This window comes from Algibacter amylolyticus (assembly GCF_014202225.1).
Lineage (GTDB): Bacteria > Bacteroidota > Bacteroidia > Flavobacteriales > Flavobacteriaceae > Algibacter_B > Algibacter_B amylolyticus.
In genome coordinates this window covers 25,616-43,152 of record NZ_JACHGE010000012.1, presented here as the reverse complement: position 1 = coordinate 43,152, position 17,537 = coordinate 25,616, and the positions used below count along the sequence as shown (strand labels likewise).

General features: G+C 33.3%; 12 protein-coding genes. 2 read left to right on the top strand and 10 right to left on the bottom strand.

Features of this window, described 5'->3' with window-relative positions; translation table 11 throughout:
- Positions 1-12: 12 nt before the first annotated feature.
- The gene (gene hflX / locus HNQ90_RS17155; protein WP_144118170.1) at positions 13-1,230 is read right to left on the bottom strand and encodes a GTPase HflX; all 1,218 of its coding nucleotides are present in this window, start codon (positions 1,228-1,230) and stop codon (positions 13-15) included.
- A 108-nt stretch (positions 1,231-1,338) separates the two neighbouring features.
- Between hflX and HNQ90_RS17150 the strand changes: the two genes are divergently transcribed.
- Positions 1,339-2,307, top strand: a complete 969-nt coding sequence (locus tag HNQ90_RS17150; RefSeq protein ID WP_144118171.1) for an endonuclease/exonuclease/phosphatase family protein — start codon at positions 1,339-1,341, stop codon at positions 2,305-2,307.
- On the opposite strand, the gene HNQ90_RS17145 is transcribed toward HNQ90_RS17150, so the two are convergent.
- The 4 genes from HNQ90_RS17145 to HNQ90_RS17130 all read right to left on the bottom strand — a co-directional run bounded on the left by HNQ90_RS17145 (position 2,308) and on the right by HNQ90_RS17130 (position 7,818).
- Positions 2,308-2,685 (bottom strand): hypothetical protein, encoded by a 378-nt coding sequence (locus HNQ90_RS17145; protein ID WP_144118172.1) that lies wholly within the window; start codon positions 2,683-2,685, stop codon positions 2,308-2,310.
- Positions 2,686-2,757: 72 nt separating this feature from the next.
- Positions 2,758-3,327, bottom strand: coding sequence for a serine O-acetyltransferase (locus HNQ90_RS17140; protein ID WP_144118173.1), 570 nt, complete (start codon positions 3,325-3,327; stop codon positions 2,758-2,760).
- 76 nt (positions 3,328-3,403) lie between these two features.
- On the bottom strand, positions 3,404-4,834 hold the full coding sequence (locus tag HNQ90_RS17135; RefSeq protein ID WP_144118174.1) for a DUF5689 domain-containing protein: 1,431 nt from the start codon (positions 4,832-4,834) through the stop codon (positions 3,404-3,406).
- 182 nt (positions 4,835-5,016) lie between these two features.
- Positions 5,017-7,818 carry a TonB-dependent receptor gene (locus HNQ90_RS17130; protein WP_144118175.1) on the bottom strand — a complete coding sequence of 934 codons (2,802 nt, stop codon included), beginning with the start codon at positions 7,816-7,818 and terminating at the stop codon, positions 5,017-5,019.
- Positions 7,819-7,947: 129 nt separating this feature from the next.
- Between HNQ90_RS17130 and HNQ90_RS17125 the strand changes: the two genes are divergently transcribed.
- Positions 7,948-9,012 (top strand): endonuclease/exonuclease/phosphatase family protein, encoded by a 1,065-nt coding sequence (locus HNQ90_RS17125; RefSeq protein WP_144118176.1) that lies wholly within the window; start codon positions 7,948-7,950, stop codon positions 9,010-9,012.
- 58 nt (positions 9,013-9,070) lie between these two features.
- Here the strand turns inward: HNQ90_RS17125 and HNQ90_RS17120 are convergent, their stop codons facing one another.
- The 5 genes from HNQ90_RS17120 to pgi all read right to left on the bottom strand — a co-directional run bounded on the left by HNQ90_RS17120 (position 9,071) and on the right by pgi (position 17,533).
- The gene (locus tag HNQ90_RS17120) at positions 9,071-9,511 is read right to left on the bottom strand and encodes a hypothetical protein (protein WP_144118177.1); all 441 of its coding nucleotides are present in this window, start codon (positions 9,509-9,511) and stop codon (positions 9,071-9,073) included.
- Between the two features lie 131 nt (positions 9,512-9,642).
- Positions 9,643-11,289 (bottom strand): Ig-like domain-containing protein, encoded by a 1,647-nt coding sequence (locus HNQ90_RS17115; RefSeq protein WP_144118178.1) that lies wholly within the window; start codon positions 11,287-11,289, stop codon positions 9,643-9,645.
- A gap of 70 nt (positions 11,290-11,359) precedes the next feature.
- Positions 11,360-13,189, bottom strand: coding sequence for a hypothetical protein (locus HNQ90_RS17110; protein WP_144118179.1), 1,830 nt, complete (start codon positions 13,187-13,189; stop codon positions 11,360-11,362).
- Positions 13,190-13,204: 15 nt separating this feature from the next.
- Positions 13,205-15,754, bottom strand: a complete 2,550-nt coding sequence (locus HNQ90_RS17105; protein ID WP_144118180.1) for a TonB-dependent receptor — start codon at positions 15,752-15,754, stop codon at positions 13,205-13,207.
- Between the two features lie 159 nt (positions 15,755-15,913).
- A complete protein-coding gene (gene pgi / locus HNQ90_RS17100) occupies positions 15,914-17,533 on the bottom strand; it encodes a glucose-6-phosphate isomerase (RefSeq protein WP_144118181.1) in 1,620 nt (539 codons plus the stop codon).
- Positions 17,534-17,537: the final 4 nt, after the last annotated feature.

Sequence of the window (17,537 nt, the reverse complement as noted above, 5' to 3'; positions counted from 1 at the left end):
ACATAGTTTTATCTATTCCATGTCTTCGTAATTGTAATCTGGATATAAAAACTCGTTATATGGAAAACGGGTAACATGAATATCGCGAACCTCGTCGTAAACACGTTTTTTAAAGTCTTCTAAATTCTTTTTATTTAAGGCCGAAATAAATAAAGCATTATTACCCACTTTGCTCATCCATGTGCTTTTCCACTCCTCCAATGAATAGTGTTTTGCGGTACGTTCGGTTTCTAGATCGTCTTCCTCTAAAGGCTCTGCAGTATAAGCATCTATTTTATTAAATACCATAATGGTTGGCTTATCACCACTTTTAATTTCGCCTAGAATTTTCTCTACAGATGCAATGTGCTCCTCAAAATTAGGATGCGAAATATCTACAACGTGCAATAACAAATCGGCTTCACGAACCTCATCTAAAGTACTTTTAAAACTATCTACCAATTGCGTTGGAAGCTTTCTAATAAACCCTACAGTATCACTTAATAAAAATGGTAAATTTTGAATAACAACTTTACGTACCGTGGTATCTAAGGTTGCGAACAATTTATTTTCGGCAAAAACGTCACTTTTGCTTACAACATTCATAAGCGTAGATTTCCCCACATTGGTGTACCCCACTAGAGCTACACGCACCATTTTACCACGATTACCACGTTGAATGGCCATTTGCTTATCGATGGTTTTAATACGTGCTTTAAGCAATGCTATTTTATCGCGAACAATACGTCTATCTGTTTCTATTTCGGTTTCACCAGGTCCGCGCATTCCAATTCCCCCTTTTTGGCGTTCAAGGTGTGTCCACATCCCTCTTAATCGAGGTAATAAATATTCACATTGCGCTAATTCTACTTGCGTACGCGCATAACTTGTTTGTGCGCGTTGTGCAAAAATATCAAGTATCAAATTGGTTCTATCTAATACCTTTACGTTTAATATTTTACTAATATTTCGTTCTTGTGCCGACGATAATTCATCATCAAAAATAGCGGTACTTATATCGTTATCCTCAATAAATTGGCGAACATCTTCCATTTTACCTGTACCAATAAAGGTTTTCGGATTAGGCATATCCATTTTTTGCGTAAAACGCTTTATGGCATATCCTCCTGCGGTATAGGTTAAAAACTCTAATTCATCTAAATATTCTCTAGACTTTTCTTCATTTTGGTCTTTAGTAATAACGCCTATTAACACGGCGCGTTCTAAAGAAATATCTTTCTCTTCTATCATATTACAAAGTTACACAATTGCCTTGATTTTATATTTAATATTTTAATTCCATTTTCAATGTTAAAAATGATTACCATGGGTTTAATTATTTTAGCATATTTTTGAATTATGATAGCACCTTTTGAAGATATACCTGTACGCCAAGATATGCAAGCTGTGGCGTTTTATAATGTAGAAAACTTATTTGATTTAAAAAACAACAAGCTTAAACATGATAATGATTTTTTACCGGGATCTATCAAAAAATGGACACAGAAACGTTACCATAATAAATTACGGAAAATAGGTTATGCCATTTCTAATATTGGAAGACGAGAAACCGGAAAACACCCTGCTTTAGTTGGGTTAGCCGAGGTAGAAAATGCTAGCGTACTAAAAGACTTAATTACCTCTAAACATTTAAAAAACTGTAATTACAACTACATTCATTTTGAATCAAAAGATGAACGTGGTATAGATGTAGCCTTATTATACGACACAAAAACATTTAAAGTAACCCATTCTGAAGCTTTTGCCATCGTTTTAACAGAACCAGATGGCTCTACTGATTATACGCGCGATGTATTATTAGTTTCTGGGGTTTTAGATAACGAAAACGTACATGTAATTGTAAATCATTGGTCGTCTAGACGTGAGGGTCAAAAAGAAACAGAATATAAACGTTTAGCTTCATCCAAAAAAGTGAGCGACATTATTGAAACTTTAAAAAATAAAAATGAAGATGCTAAAATTTTGGTGTTAGGTGATTTTAACGACACGCCACAAAACCTTAGTCTTAAGCGTTTAGTAGACGATTATGGTTTGTATAACCCTATGGAAACCTTGCGCTCTTTTACGCGTGGCTCGGTAAAACACAGGCGACAGTGGTTTGTTTTCGACCAAATATTAGTATCTATTAATTTTTTTAGAAGTTCTAAAAACGAGTTCGAATTTTTTAAAGCCAATATTTTTGATGAACCCTTCTTAAAACTTTTTAAAGGCCCATATAAAGGTTCGCCATACCGAACGTATGCTGGTCCAAAATACCAAGGTGGTTACAGCGACCACTTTCCGGTATATGTTATTTTAAAAAAGTAATTATATAGCCTGAAACAACACAAAAGCTAAACCTAATATGGCTATAGGTAAGAACCAAAGCATCCAAATATTATAAGACAACTTTTTCTTTTTTAGCATTTTGGCATTTAAAACTTTTCGTTTTCTTCCGCCATATTGCATCCAATTTTTAAAATAAAGAAAAACGGAAACCAATATAAATAAAGCCCATGCTTTTGGTGCCGACATAGTAGTAACATGCATTTGCCTAAAAAAGCCAGCAAAAAACACACCTAAAAGCAGTAGTAAACTGCATTGTAAAATCGTTACGTAAAACGTAGCAATACTATTAGCTTTCTTATTTTTTTTGATTTTATAATGCTGAAAGAAATGAAAAAATAGGGCGTCGAATATGGTCATTGATTACTTTATATGCAAAGTTAATGTGAAATCTTTAAGATTAGCACAATTTTACGATTTAGTGCGGTTTTTTTATTTTTTCAAAAAATCTTCTTCAAGAATATAATTAATATATCCTTCTGTAGAATTTTCTTTATAAATAATTTTTGCTGGGTTCCCTATTACTAAAGAGTTATCGGGAACATCCATGTTTACAAAAGAATTGGGAGCAATTAAAACATTATTACCAACTTTTATATTCCCTACTATAACAGCACCTGTACCTATCCAAACTTTATCACCAATTTTTGGACACCCTTTTAATTTCCCTCTATTTGCGCTCCCTATTGTTGTAGAATGAGCTATGTTACAGCACTTTCCAATAACTACATCTCGATTAATTACTATAGTTCCAAAATGGCCAATATAAAAGCCTTCTCCTATTGAGGTAGTACTTTCAATTTGATAGCCATATTTAAATGTAAGCCTTCTAAATATAATCCTATAATAAATCCCTAAGAACGAAACTTTTTTATGATTAGACACTTTTCGTAGGTAATACATAAATCGAAAACCAGGTATTTTTTTACCTTCTCGCACGTTAATTAAACCCCCATGTCGATATAAATCGGCTTTAATAATGTTATTTCTACTTTTATCCATGACTATTTATAAATAGCAAACTTATATTAATTTTAAGAGATATTTGTTGTTTTATGTATCTACTGTATTTTAAATACTATAACTTATAATCTACACTAATCTCGTCTAATTCGTAAATACCATCAAAAGTATCTTGTCCACTTCCCGTGTATTTAAAAGCAATATATATGGTTCCCGCTATACAAGATAAATCGACATTACCAGAGTTAAACCAAGCCGAAAAGGAATCGGAATCTTTAACAACATAAGCAGCAGGTAAAACACCCCAATTAGCACTAGTTATATTGGCCTCAACCCCATCCCAATCTAAGGAATACAACACTTCCATATAACTACTATCAGCCAAACTATTAGAAGTTTTAAAACGCAAGGTTTCACCATCTTGGGCATCTAGATTTATAGCAGGCGTTATTAACCAACCTATATTGCTAATATCGCCAGAACTACTAGATTGAAACCGAGCAGATCTTCCCAACGATGCATTTGATGATGTAGACGAATAACCCTCCCAAGCCTCCGTTCCTGTTTCCATAAAATTAGTCCAGCCCTCAATTTCAATGGGTCTATTATTCCTTTGGTTTTCAAAATCTTCATATAACAAATTACCTGTGCCAAATGTTTCAGCTAAACCACATGTTAATTCCATTGGGTCGCAACGTTCATTACTTTCAAAATTAACATCAGCCGAAGTATTAATAACCAACACATTAAAATCGTCTCTAAAATCGCGGCTAAAAATACCTGTCACACTGCCCTTTCCTTGCGGCACAATTAAGCTTTTAAAATCCGAAAACGTACTAGTTTGCATAATCATTTGTATTCCAGAATCGCAACTTTCTAATAAGCGTAAACCATCAAACTCATCGAACGACTCACTAGCAAACGTAGCTCCCATTTCGAATCTATTTAGCTGCATATTCTCTAATTGAATTAACGTATTTTCATCAGCTTCAGTTATATCTTCCAACCTAGAAATTTTAGGTTCTATGTCTGCTATCTCATTACTTCTAATTACAATATCTTTAAATTCGGCGGCTTGAATTTGCTCCACCTGAACCGCATTTCCTTTACCAATAGTAATTACACCGCTAGTTTCACCAATGGTTAATCCGGTCATTTTCACGTATACTTTTTGTCCAAATTGATAGGTATCCGATAAGCTACTCACATTAATATCAACCTTAAAACCAAGCCTAGGATCTGCGTCGCTAGTACTTCTGTCGATTTTATTTTGGATAATCAACTCCTCAAAAAAATTACCATATCTATCAGAAGACACCACATAACCTTCAATATACAAATCGGTTTCATCGTCAATAACCGCCGTCGTATTTCCGTTATTCACAGCCTGCTCATAAAGCGATTTTATAGCCTTAAAAGTGGTAATGTGCTCTTGCGGAATACTTGGTTCTGTAATCGAAAAACCTGGCGTGCTATAATCTTCATCTTTCACACAAGACGAAAAAAGCATCACTAAAACGCTAAAAACTATTAAAAATTTATTCATAACTTTTTATTTTATTTGGGCGTTACTTTTTACTCATACCTACAAGGTTCTCAAAACCTTGCAGGATCGCAAAAAGTCGGGCTTTCACTACTCAATCTTTTTGCGAAAAAACAAAAAGGATTTCAAACAAATCGTTCAATCCCTAACGCGCAGCACAACTAACTTCTACAATTAAGCTTAAATTAAAGTCTAACATTCAAATTCAAAAAATAGGTTGCGCCTCTGCCATACCAATATTTTGCACCAAAAACTGGAGTATCTAGAGCTTTATCATCTCGCAATTCGCGATAATTAGCATTTCTTCCTTGCTCAAAACCACCTGTTTTATAAACTTCATCTAGTAAATTATTGATACTTCCAAAAAAACCAATGTAATACTTACCAATTTTCCATGATTTCCCACCTACTAAATTCACCGACATATAATCATCAAAACGTTCTTGTTTTAAAAGTGCTCTCGCTAAATCTTCATCATAATCATTAAATACATTGCCATCAAAATCCGTATTAAAATTTGAAGACCTGGTTAATGGGCTCACATCTACATAAGTATCCTTAAAAAAATTGACCGTTGCACCAAACCACCAATACTCCGGATCGCGATACTCAAAACCTACCGAAAGTGCTGTTTGTGGCCCTGAAGCTAACTTATAATTTTTTAAGTTTGATTTTCCAAAATCTTTAAATCCGTTTATAAAACCAGCGGCTTCCGCTTCGGCATCGGGTTCTGTAGATAAAAACAAATTAGGGTTATTAGCATAAGTAAACTGGCCAACAGCCGCAGCTCCTTTTAGTTTAATAGTTGGTGTTACTTGAGCTTCTACTCCCAGTTCTCCACCCAGATGTATCTTATCAATACCTTGCAAAATTTCTTGAACAAAAGCTGTATTATCGCCACCTATACCATCGGCAAAAAAGAAAGAAATCTCGCTAGCATCAGCAATTTTAGTGTAATACCCCGTTAATTTAGCTTTTACAATCGGAGATCGAAATATATAACTCCCATCCATAGATGTTACGGTTTCATTACCACTATTAGGAACTGTATTATGGTTTTCTCTAGAATTGGAATAGGTATTTTGAACGGTTGGCGCTCTGGAAATATAACCCGTATTAAAATCGAAAACATGTTTACCGGTTAACTTATAAGTAACACCTCCTTTTAACCCAAAACCTGTAAATATAAGCGCATGACCAATACCTAGTGAACTATCGGGAAAACCTCCGTTTTGATAAATACCCTCTCTTTCGTATTCGGTGTTTTTTACACTACCAGAAATATAAAAATCTACTTTATTATAACTAAATTGAGATTGCGCATAAACCCCAAACTCATGCGAAAAAAGGTTGTAATGATACTTAAACTTATCGCCTACACCCACAATTCTATTTGGGTTTAACAAATCGTTTTGTGCCTCGTCAATTTGCGTTGCAAAACCATCGACATCTAAATACGTTGAGCCCCCCAACAAATCAATAACTTCAGCAAAATTTTCAGACTTTAAAGCCTTATAATGTATACCTGCATTTAGTATTACATTGTCATTTATTTGGTTGGTTAAAATACCGTTTACAGTTATCTGAGTATCATCAACACGGTCTTCATACAGGGCATAAATAGCATTTCCGCCATTTTGAGTGTTTTCAATATTAGCCTTATACATGGTATTCCAATCTATTTGTCCATCATTTTGAAATGCTTTTAAAGCACCATAAGCAATACCTAAATTATCAGGAAAATTACGTTCGGCATAACTAGGTAATTTTTGGTAATACGTTGGGCTTGGGTTTGCGCCACCACCTTGAGGAAAACCATCAATTAAATCGGTTCCATTATAATCAATTCGGCTATTCCCAATTTTACCAAATTGGTAAGACACATTAGTATTTAAAGTTGTTTTATTATTTAAATTCCAATAATGATTCAACATAATAATGGGTTCATTAACTTCCTTAATTCTAGAATTTCGTTTTTCACCATTTTGCCAACCCCAATATTCGTTGTATTTAATATCTTTTAAATCGAAAACTTCTTGCGTATTTGGCGACGACTTGCCTCGGCGGTTAGGCGTATAAATAGCGGTTAAATTAAGACTATGGTTATCGTTAAGTTTCTTTTCTACGGAAGTGAAAAAAGAATTTGAACTATAGCTAGTTGCATCTTGATAACCTTCATTACCCCATCGTCTGCCAATAGAAACGGTATATGCCCAGTTATTTTTTAATAATCCCGAAGCATGAGTTGCCATTAATCGATTTGTATAACTTCTGTTTGATGACGAATAGGTTAACCGACTTCCTGCTCTAGCTTTTGAAGCTCTTACATTTATATTTGTAGTACCTAAAACACCACCAAAATTATAATTTGAAGGTGTTAAACCCCATGTTAATTCTTGATTCCGTAATACATCGTTTAACCCACCCCAATTACTCCACTGCGGCCTGCCATTATAGATTTTGTTCATTTCGATACCGTTAATTAAAATAGATCCGTTTTTAGAATCTAAACCTCGTACACGAAAAAAAGACGAACTAAACTCGAAAGCTGCGGTTCTTTGAAAAATATCTAATGACGATGCTAACAGCCCTGAAATATTATCGGCGCCACTAACATCATCATTCAATTCATCGTCCGATAATGTTATGGTAAACAAATCTGCTGTTTGTGATGCGTCGCGTTCTAAAATCATATCTGTAATGTTAACCGTTTGGCCTTCATTTACAACAATGGGATAGCGTTTTGGAATAAATCCTGTTTTGGAAATTCGTAGAATCTGCTCTCCTAACGGAACGTTTTCTTTAAACTCGAACACCCCTAAAACATCGGTTAGCAGAAATATGCTTGAAGTTTCAATGGCAACGGTTACACCTTCAATAGGCTCATAGGATAAAGCATCCAATACACTACCCCTAACTATAGTGTTTTGGGCATGGAAAAACTGGGTGAAAATTCCGAATAAAAAAATGAGGAAAATTTTATTCATAAATAATTTACAATGCATTATCTCTAAAGAATACTTTTTTAAGACATAAAATTTACGATATTTATTACAAAACACAAACTTTGACATAATTTTTGTAAATTATTTGCTATAAAAAACAACATTAACGTAATGAAATTCTTAAAATATTACATTATCACAATAATACTAACTTCTTCGTTGAACCATTACGGACAAGACAAATCCTTTAAAATACATACCGTAGCCTTTTACAATCTTGAGAATTTATTTGATACCATCAATGACACTAGTAAATTCGATGAGTATAGCCCCATGATGGAATTAAAAGCGAATCGTGGAGAAGCATATTTAAAAAAAATAAGAAATATGTCGCGCGTAATTTCTGAAATAGGTCAAGACATTACCCAAAATACTCCTACTATTTTAGGTGTTTGCGAAGCGGAAAACAAAACTGTTTTGGAAGATTTACTTAACGACGCTCTGTTACTCAAAAAAAATTATGGTATTGTGCATTATGATTCACCAGATATAAGAGGGATTGACGTAGCTCTGCTCTACCAAAAAGAAATATTTACACCAATACATACAAGTTCGCATACTTTGAAAATTTATGATGAACAAGATCAAAAGAGAATTTACACAAGAGATCAGTTATTGGTAAGCGGTAAATTAGAAGGCGAACTCATTCATATTATTGTAAACCATTGGCCTTCTAGACGCGGAGGAGAAGCTAAAAGCAGACCAAAACGAGTTGCTGCCGCTAAATTGAATAAACGCATTATAGATTCGCTTCAAGTTATTAATCCGTATGCTAAGGTGATTATTATGGGCGATTTAAACGACAACCCTAATAACGCGAGTGTGAAATCTATTTTAAAGGCTAAAAATGAAAAACGTAAAGTAGGATTAAAAGGCGTTTATAACCCCTATATCAATTTCTTTAAAAATGGACTTGGCACAACAGCATATCGAGATTCTTGGAGTTTATTTGACCAAATTATGATTACAAAACCACTAACGGAAAAAGACTATAGTTCTTTCAGGTTTTATAAAGCTGGAATCTTTAATAAACGTTTTCTTATACATAAAACAGGAACGTATAAAGGCTATCCTTTTAGAAGTTGGTCTGATGGAGGTTTTAGCAATGGATTTAGCGACCATTTTCCCGTTTATATCTATTTGATTAAGGAAGTCTCCGCAAAAGAGAATGAATAAAAAAACCTGCCAAGTTTTTAAACAGGACAGGTCTAGAATTATAAATTATTTTTGGATTTTATCCAATCCAAGCGCTCCAAGGAATTCTTGATAAAAACAATAACAATGCAATGGTATAGAAAATAGCTATCATTTTTGATTTAGCCTTAGAGGTTAGTTTCTTTTTATGTTTTGAATACCCAATAGTAATTAATGCAACCGCAATAATATTTATTAAAGGATGCTCTACTAAATATAATCTGTTTACAGAATCCTTCATGATTGCTCCCATACCAGATTCACTAAATAATTGCAATCTAGGTGATACAAAATACAGCACCAAACCAATTAATAGTTGAATGTGAGATACAATTAAAGTAAACAATGATTTTCTAAAATCGTTTGCTTCATATTCCTTATCGCCTAAGAATTTAATTATAGCGTTAACAGCTGCTATTGTTAATATAACAAGCACCAAATAGGCCCAATAAGAGTGGAGTGATTTTACAACGTCGTACATGATTATTTCTGTTTTTTTTCTGAAGAACAAATGTAATGATAAAATTTAATTCAAAATTTTATCTTGATTATCAATTTTTAGGTTATGGCTATAAAAAAAACCGCTTCGATTAAAAGCGGTTTTAATTTATTTTATTCCCATTTATTTTCTGCTGCCGTACCGCCCCAAATTAAAGTGGCTATGTATGGATTATCAATAAAAGGGTTTCTGTTACCTTGTGCAGCGTAAATTACGTTGTTACGCTGTTCTTCGAATTCTGATACTGGATCTGCAACGTTCCATGCTTTAAAAAGCTCTAAACCGCCAACCTTATTAAAATCTTCGCCGTAACGAATGTTTAAATACATTACCATTCGAGCAACATCACCACGCCATTCATCACCAGGATACCACGCTGTTCCGCCAATTAATTTATTGGTTCCACTACCATCTATAAATGGGTAGTTACTTCTATCACTATTAACAGTTGCATCAGCAGATCTCAAGTGGTGTAAATCTGAAACGGCAATATCTGAACTTAATTTAGATTGCGGAAAAATATGCTCTGTATTAAAGGTTTGAGTAGCATAGGGATTGTTTCCTGAAGTATATTCCTGCCAATATCTACTTTCTCCAGTATACATTAAAATTACATTATCTTGATTTGATAAATCTGCATCAGCATTATATAAATGATCATGACGTTGCGTATAACTTAGGATTACAGCATGCATAGCTTGGGTATGTTCTGAAATTTCATTGAACATTAAATCTTCATTATCAGAAAAAATTACACCACTATAATAATCTGACAATTCTGAAGGTATGTTAAAAGTTATTGAGCTAATAACACTAACTGTTACTTCTGCTGAATCGCAAGAATTAACTGGTGTATCATTATCACAAATAGTATATGAAAAAGTATCTTCTCCTGTATAACCTGCTTGAGGTGTATAACTCACTGTTCCGTCCGAATTTAAAACTACAGTTCCTAAAGTAGTAGAATCATCAACAGATGCGAGTACAGCACCATCGATAACAACATCGTTTTCTAATAAACTAGTTATTATTTTAGTAGAGTTTTCTAAAACATTAATTACATCATCTTTGGCAACCGGGTTTCCTTCGTCCGCCACGGTAATTATAACTGTTGCCGTAGAACAAGAATTATCCGGCAAATCATCATCACAAATGGTATATGTAAAAGAGTCTTCTCCTTTAAAATCCATTGGAGGCGTATAAGTTACTGTCCTGTTTGTATTTAAAATTACAGTACCTAAAGTGTTAGAGTCGTCAATGGTTGTTAATATGGCGTCATCAATAGTATCATCATTTTCTAATAAATCGCTAATTATTTTACTCGTATTTTCATCAACATTAACAGCGTCATCTACGGCAACTGGATTTCCTTCGTCGGTTACAGTTATTGTAACTGTTGCAGTAGAACAATCTGGTGGAGTATCTCTATCACAAATAGTATATTTAAAATTATCTTCACCTAAAAACCCATCAACTGGAGTGTATGTGTAAGTGTTGTCTCTATTGTCTGTAATCGTTCCTCCGTTTGCTGAAGTTGCATCAAAAGATGTAATTTTTGCATTATCTAATACAGTATCGTTTGATAATATATCTTTAATAATAAATGGTGCGTTTTCTATAGTAATTAAATTATCATTTACAGCAATAGAAACTCCATTAGCTATTGGCTCTGGTTTTGGTTCCGGTGTATCATCTCCACCCGAGCAACTATAATTAAAAATTAATGTAACAATAAGTAATACTAGGCTAAAATTTTTCATAATTTTAAATTTAAAGAGAAAAGCCACCCCTATAAGAGGTGGCTTTTTAAATTGTATTAATTAGATATGATTAATTAAGTACCCAAACACCACCTTCTTTTTTAAAGCCAGTTTGGTAATCACTTTCACCATTATCATAAATAACATATGTTAAAATATACTTTTGCCCTTCTGCGGCATCAGGATCTAAATGATCTAAAAATAATTTTAAAGCATAATGTATTTGATCATCTGACCAATTGTAATCAAAATCACCATAACTAGCTAAGTTCCCTATTAATCCTGCATACTCTGGCTCTGTTAATTGAGACGCCATATATTCGTAATCTCCATTTCTTATTAAAGTATATTTAATAGTATTATCTGGAACCCAAGTTGTACCATCATGACCAAATTGTAATGTCGTATCAATTGTAGATTCATAACCAACCCATTTACCGTCAATTACAGTATATAAATTTCCACGTACTTGTGCCCCACTGGAGCTAGAGAAATAGTCGTATACTACATCTAATTCTTGGCCTTCTAAAGCATAAGGGAATTTTATACCTAAAAATGTTGGTAAGTAATCTTCAGCAGGAGTTGAGCTTCCAAAATTATTATATCTTCCTGGTTGTCCTGACGCTTCTCCCATAGAATCAAAATCTTCATCACTTATTAGGTAAAATCTATCAGTTGGTGTTACCCAAGCTTCACCGTTATATGTATAACCCGCTTCTAGATCTATTTTATCTCCAATAACCTCATCATCTAAATCATCATTACTCATTATAGCCGACCAGCTGTTTGCGACACGAATACCATCTATAATTACAGATGGACCACCACCACCTTGACGGATTCCAATTCTTTGTGCAGAATTTCCAGAATTCCCAGTACTTGTAGCCTCTGGTGTTGCAGGCTTAGAATCAAGAGCTGAAGTTAAAACATATAAATTAGATACACCAGTAGCTGTATCATAAGATGTAACGATTAAATATGTTGTATTTAAATTAAATGATGTGGTACCATAAGTTAATGTACTAGAGCTAGCACCAATACCGAATAAAATATTACCAGACCCATCGCTTTTAGCTCCCAATCTAGCTGAATAATTAAAACTACCATCTTCTTCCATTAGGTGGAAAAAATAGGTTCCATCACCAACTTCACTAAAATTCATTAAGGCACTTGAATATACTATTCCAGATGTAATGATTGAAGTAATGTTTGTATTAACATCTTCTGAGCCACTGTTAGATAACACTATTGAACCACCTACATTAGAACTAGGATAATCATCCATAGTTAAACTTTCCGTACTATATGCTAATTCATTACCTGCTCCAGAATGGTTTACCCAGCTATCTGACGAAATAGTAGTTAGACTAGCACTTATTGCACCATAATCTAAATTTTCTTCAAGAGAAACTGTAGGTGTAACAACGTATGCACTACCTGTATATTGTGAGTATTTTGCCACTATATAATCTCCTTCCGATGCAGAACCAGCACTATTTGCAAGAATATCCGCTAAATAATTTGAAGGTACAGCATCAGCTTCAAAACCTAATAAATCACTTCCACTAAAAGTGTAATCATCTTGATCTAAATAATAATCTTTAACGCCAAAAGCATTTCCTACATACAATTTATAACCAACTGAAACTGATGATTTGTTCCCCCATGCAGGATACATCTCCGTTAATAATTCAGGAATTAACGCTTTAGCATCATCTTCAGAATTAAAACTTCCATACTGTAAATCAAGTTCGTCGTAATCATCTCCTGTTAAGGTATATTCAGCATCTCCAACAATTGGGTTAGCCTGCGCATCAACTTCTGCATTAATATCTTCTAATGGATCACAAGAAGTGAATACCATTGAAAAAACTGTTAATAATAAAAATATTTTTTTCATATTTTTTGTTTTTTTTTAAAATTCAATTTTTAATCCGAAACTAAATGTTCTTCCTGCACCATAATACACCTTGGCTCCTGCTGCGGTATGTTGATCTCCATCATCAAATGCATCAGCTATATATTCAACATTAAAAATATTATTCAATTTTCCTGATAATGTAGCATCTAATCCTCCTATAACAAATCCATGATTAAAACCTAAATCAACTAAGTGATATGAAGGTAACTTCCATGTATTCATTCTATCTTCACTTCTCGTAATATCAAATTTAGAGTATATATCACCAGCAAAATTATAGTCTAAAAAGATAGAGCTTTTTTCTAATGTTTTATAGTTTAATCCTAAAGCATAAGTAGTTTGAGCAGCATCATTAACCTTTAAACCGTCTGCATTTACAGTAACCTCTCTAAGTGATGTACCTGATTGATCAAAAATCTCTCCTTCAACATCACTAGCCCATTTCCAGTCTCCTAAAGAAACCATTCCATTTAATTTAAGTTTATCAGTTATTCTATAAACAAAGTCTAATTCAATACCTTGATGTAATGCATCTAATCCTGCAATGTTCGCTTCTAAATACTGTCCTGTATTGTCTGGGTCTAAAACTCTAGCCGTAACAGATTTATCTAACCAAGACGTTCTGTATATATTTACGTTTGCATTAAATCTAGGTGTTCTAAAACCATAACCTATTTCAGCACTGAAAACTTTTTCATTTATAGCATCTTCATTTAATTCTACAGATTCTTTATCAATAAAGACATTTCCAATTAAAAATGGAGCTTTTGAGAAGTATCCAATATTTGCAAAAACATTGTTCTTATCATCTAAATTGTAGTTAGCACCTGTTTTTACACTATAACCTAAGAAATTTGCTTTCTTTGAGTCATTTCCATTAGGGTTTGATGAATCATCTAAATAACTCGATTTACTATATTGAGTGTTAGAAATTGCTGTAGACAGAAACACAGATAATTCATTAAGTGTATATTCCAACTGACCAAATACTCCTGATTTTAATACATCTCCAGTATAGTCTCTGTTATACTTATCTCCTACTTGAAGAGCTTCATTAAAATTATTATCATTTGAATTAGGATTAAGGTAATACTCACCTCCCATTAAATCTGTAATTTCATACCAATGCTTCCCTAAATAGTATCTAGAATCAATACCTGCAGATAAAATCAAATTATCTTTTAAGTCTGTTTTTAAAGTTGATAATAACCCGTACCATTGGTGAGAGTTTCTACTCGCAGCAAAAACATCCGTAGATCCTAAAGCTCCGTTTGCTTTATTCTCTGCAACTATTCTATCAAAATCAATAGGTTGATCTGAAGCTCCTAACCTGTAATCGTCATTTGTAAATTTACCAGAACCTTGAGTTCTTCTTCCTCCTCCATCTCCAAAAGAAGCATATAGAGATGACGTTATATATGTGTCATCAGAAAGTGTCCAATCATGATTTAAAGATATTTGTGGCTTATGATAAAAATTATATGATATATTTTCAACTTGTCCATTTCTATACCCCCAATCTGGATTAAATCTTTTTCCTCCTTGTTCTGTTGCTCTATTTTCAGCTATAGTTCTTGTATTAAATCTCTGACCGTGTGTTTGTTTAGCACCAATCACATTAAAAGATAATTCATGATTATCATTTATTACTTTAGAAACATTTAAAAAGTAATTTACACCACTAAACTGTAGTCCATCAACATAACCGTCTCCTGAAATTTTAGCTGCAGAAGCCGTAATTGCAAGCCCGTTGTCCATTAGCCCTGTAGATAATGTCATCCCGTATTTTTGATAACCATCATTTCCTGTAGACATTTTAATGTTACCACCTTTTTCTGCATCCGAAGATTTAGAGATAATATTTATTGTACCACCAATAGAAGGTACAGCTACTTTAGAAGCTCCTAAACCTCTTTGTACTTGCATTGCGCTAGTAACATCTGATAAACCTGCCCAGTTAGACCAATAAACCGATCCATTTTCCATATCATTAATAGGAATACCATTAATCATTACAGCAACATTTTCTGAACTAAAACCACGTAAGTTAATTCTAGAATCTCCATATCCACCACCAGTTTTAGTAGCATAAACACCTGGAGTAGATTTTAAAATTTCAGGAAACTCTTGAGTACCTAATTTTAACTCAATCTCATTTGCCTTAATCGTTGAAACGGCAACCGGTGTTTTTCTATCAATAGCGAAAGAAGTTGCTGTTATAACAACTTCATCTAAGCCTAATTGATTAGATTCCAACGTAATATTTCCAAATTTTTTGTCGCCAGAAAAAGCAGTAGTTTTGGAAGCATATCCTACATAAGATATCACTAGATTTCCAGTTGAAGATTTTGTTTTGATAGTAAAATTCCCATCAAAATCGGTAATAACACCATTAGTAGTACCTTTCTCAACAACATTTGCACCAGGAAGTGGCATATTAGTCCCTTCTTCAACAATAGTTCCTGAAATTGTACTTTGAGCCATAACAACAACTGAAAACAGCATTGCTACGGTAAACATTAAAAAACGCGTAGTTCTTCTCATAATTAATTTTTTGAAATTAGTCGGTGCAAAAATACGTATAATTAGAGTATTAATATTAACTAATTATTAACAAATTAGTTATTTTATTAAAAGCAAAAAGGCCACAACACTTAAAATATTATCGCCTTTTAGGAATTTTGTTAAGAATAATCTTAGGTTTTAAGACATTTGCTTATAATAATTCAATAAATTAATAGTAGAAGAATCATGTTCATTATTGGTGCTACTGTTAAATTCTTGTAAAATTTTGCTAGCTAATTGCTTACCTAATTCTACTCCAAATTGGTCGTAACTAAAAATATTCCAAATTATCCCTTGCACGAAAATTTTATGCTCGTACATAGCGATTAATTCACCTAAACTTTCTGGTGATAACTTATTTATATAAATGGTGTTTGTTGGTTTATTACCTTCAAATATTTTAAAAGGAATAATAGACTCACTAGTACCTTCTGCAACAACTTCTTCGCGTGTTTTACCATTTAAAAGCGCTTCGGTTTGTGCTAAAAAATTAGATGTTAACTTATCTTGATGATCTTGATTGCCGTGTAACGATTTAGCAAACCCAATAAAATCGGCAGGTATTAACTTAGTACCTTGATGTATTAATTGAAAAAATGCATGTTGAGAATTTGTTCCTGGTTCTCCCCAAATAATAGTACCTGTTTGGTAATCTATTGGATTACCGTTTCTATCTACGCTTTTACCGTTACTCTCCATAATACCTTGTTGCAAATACGTTGCAAATTGGTTTAAGTATTGAGAATACGGGATAATAGCTTCGCTTTCGGCTCCAAAAAAGTTATTGTACCATACACTTATTAAAGCTAAAACTACAGGTATATTTTTATCGAAATCTTCATTTTTAAAATGCTCGTCCATTTTGTTAGCTCCTTTTAAAAGGCTATCAAAATTATTATAGCCAACTGCTAAACTAATAGTTAAACCTACCGCACTCCATAATGAAAAACGACCACCAACCCAATCCCACATTGGGAAAATATTGTTTTCGTCAATACCAAAAGCTTTTACATTTTTAATATTTGTTGAAACGGCCACAAAGTGTTTTGCAATAGCATCTTCTGAAGCTGATTTTAAAAACCATGCCTTTAATGTATTAGCGTTAGATAGTGTTTCTTGCGTTGTAAAGGTTTTTGAAACAATTACAAATAGCGTTGTTTCTGGATCTAGCTTTTTAATAACTTCATTAACATGGTCGCCATCTACATTACTAACAAAGTGCGTAGTTAAATGATTTTTATAATACTGTAACGTATCAACCACCATAGCTGGACCAAGATCGGAACCTCCAATACCAATATTTACAACATCGGTAAATGCTTTTCCTGTGTATCCCTTTCTATCGCTATTAACAACTTCGTTTGTAAAGCCTTCTATTTTTTGTTTTACTTGATATATTTCCGGCATTACATTAACGCCATCTACCTTAAAATCTGCATCTTTTGGCGCTCTTAATGCCGTATGTAATACTGCTCTTCCTTCTGTTTCATTAATAATTTCGCCCGAAAACTGACTTTTTATAGCGGCTTTCAACTTAACATCATCAGCTAACTCTAACAGATATTTAAAAGTTTCTTCTGTGATTCTGTTTTTAGAAAAATCTACATAAAAATCCTCCCATTTAATGGTAAATTTATTTGCACGCTGGCTATCTTTAGCAAACAAATCCTTCATTTTCACATCCTTAACATCGTCAAAATGCGCTTTTAATTTATTCCACGAATTAGTTATTGTTGGGTTAATGCTTGGTAATGCCATATCT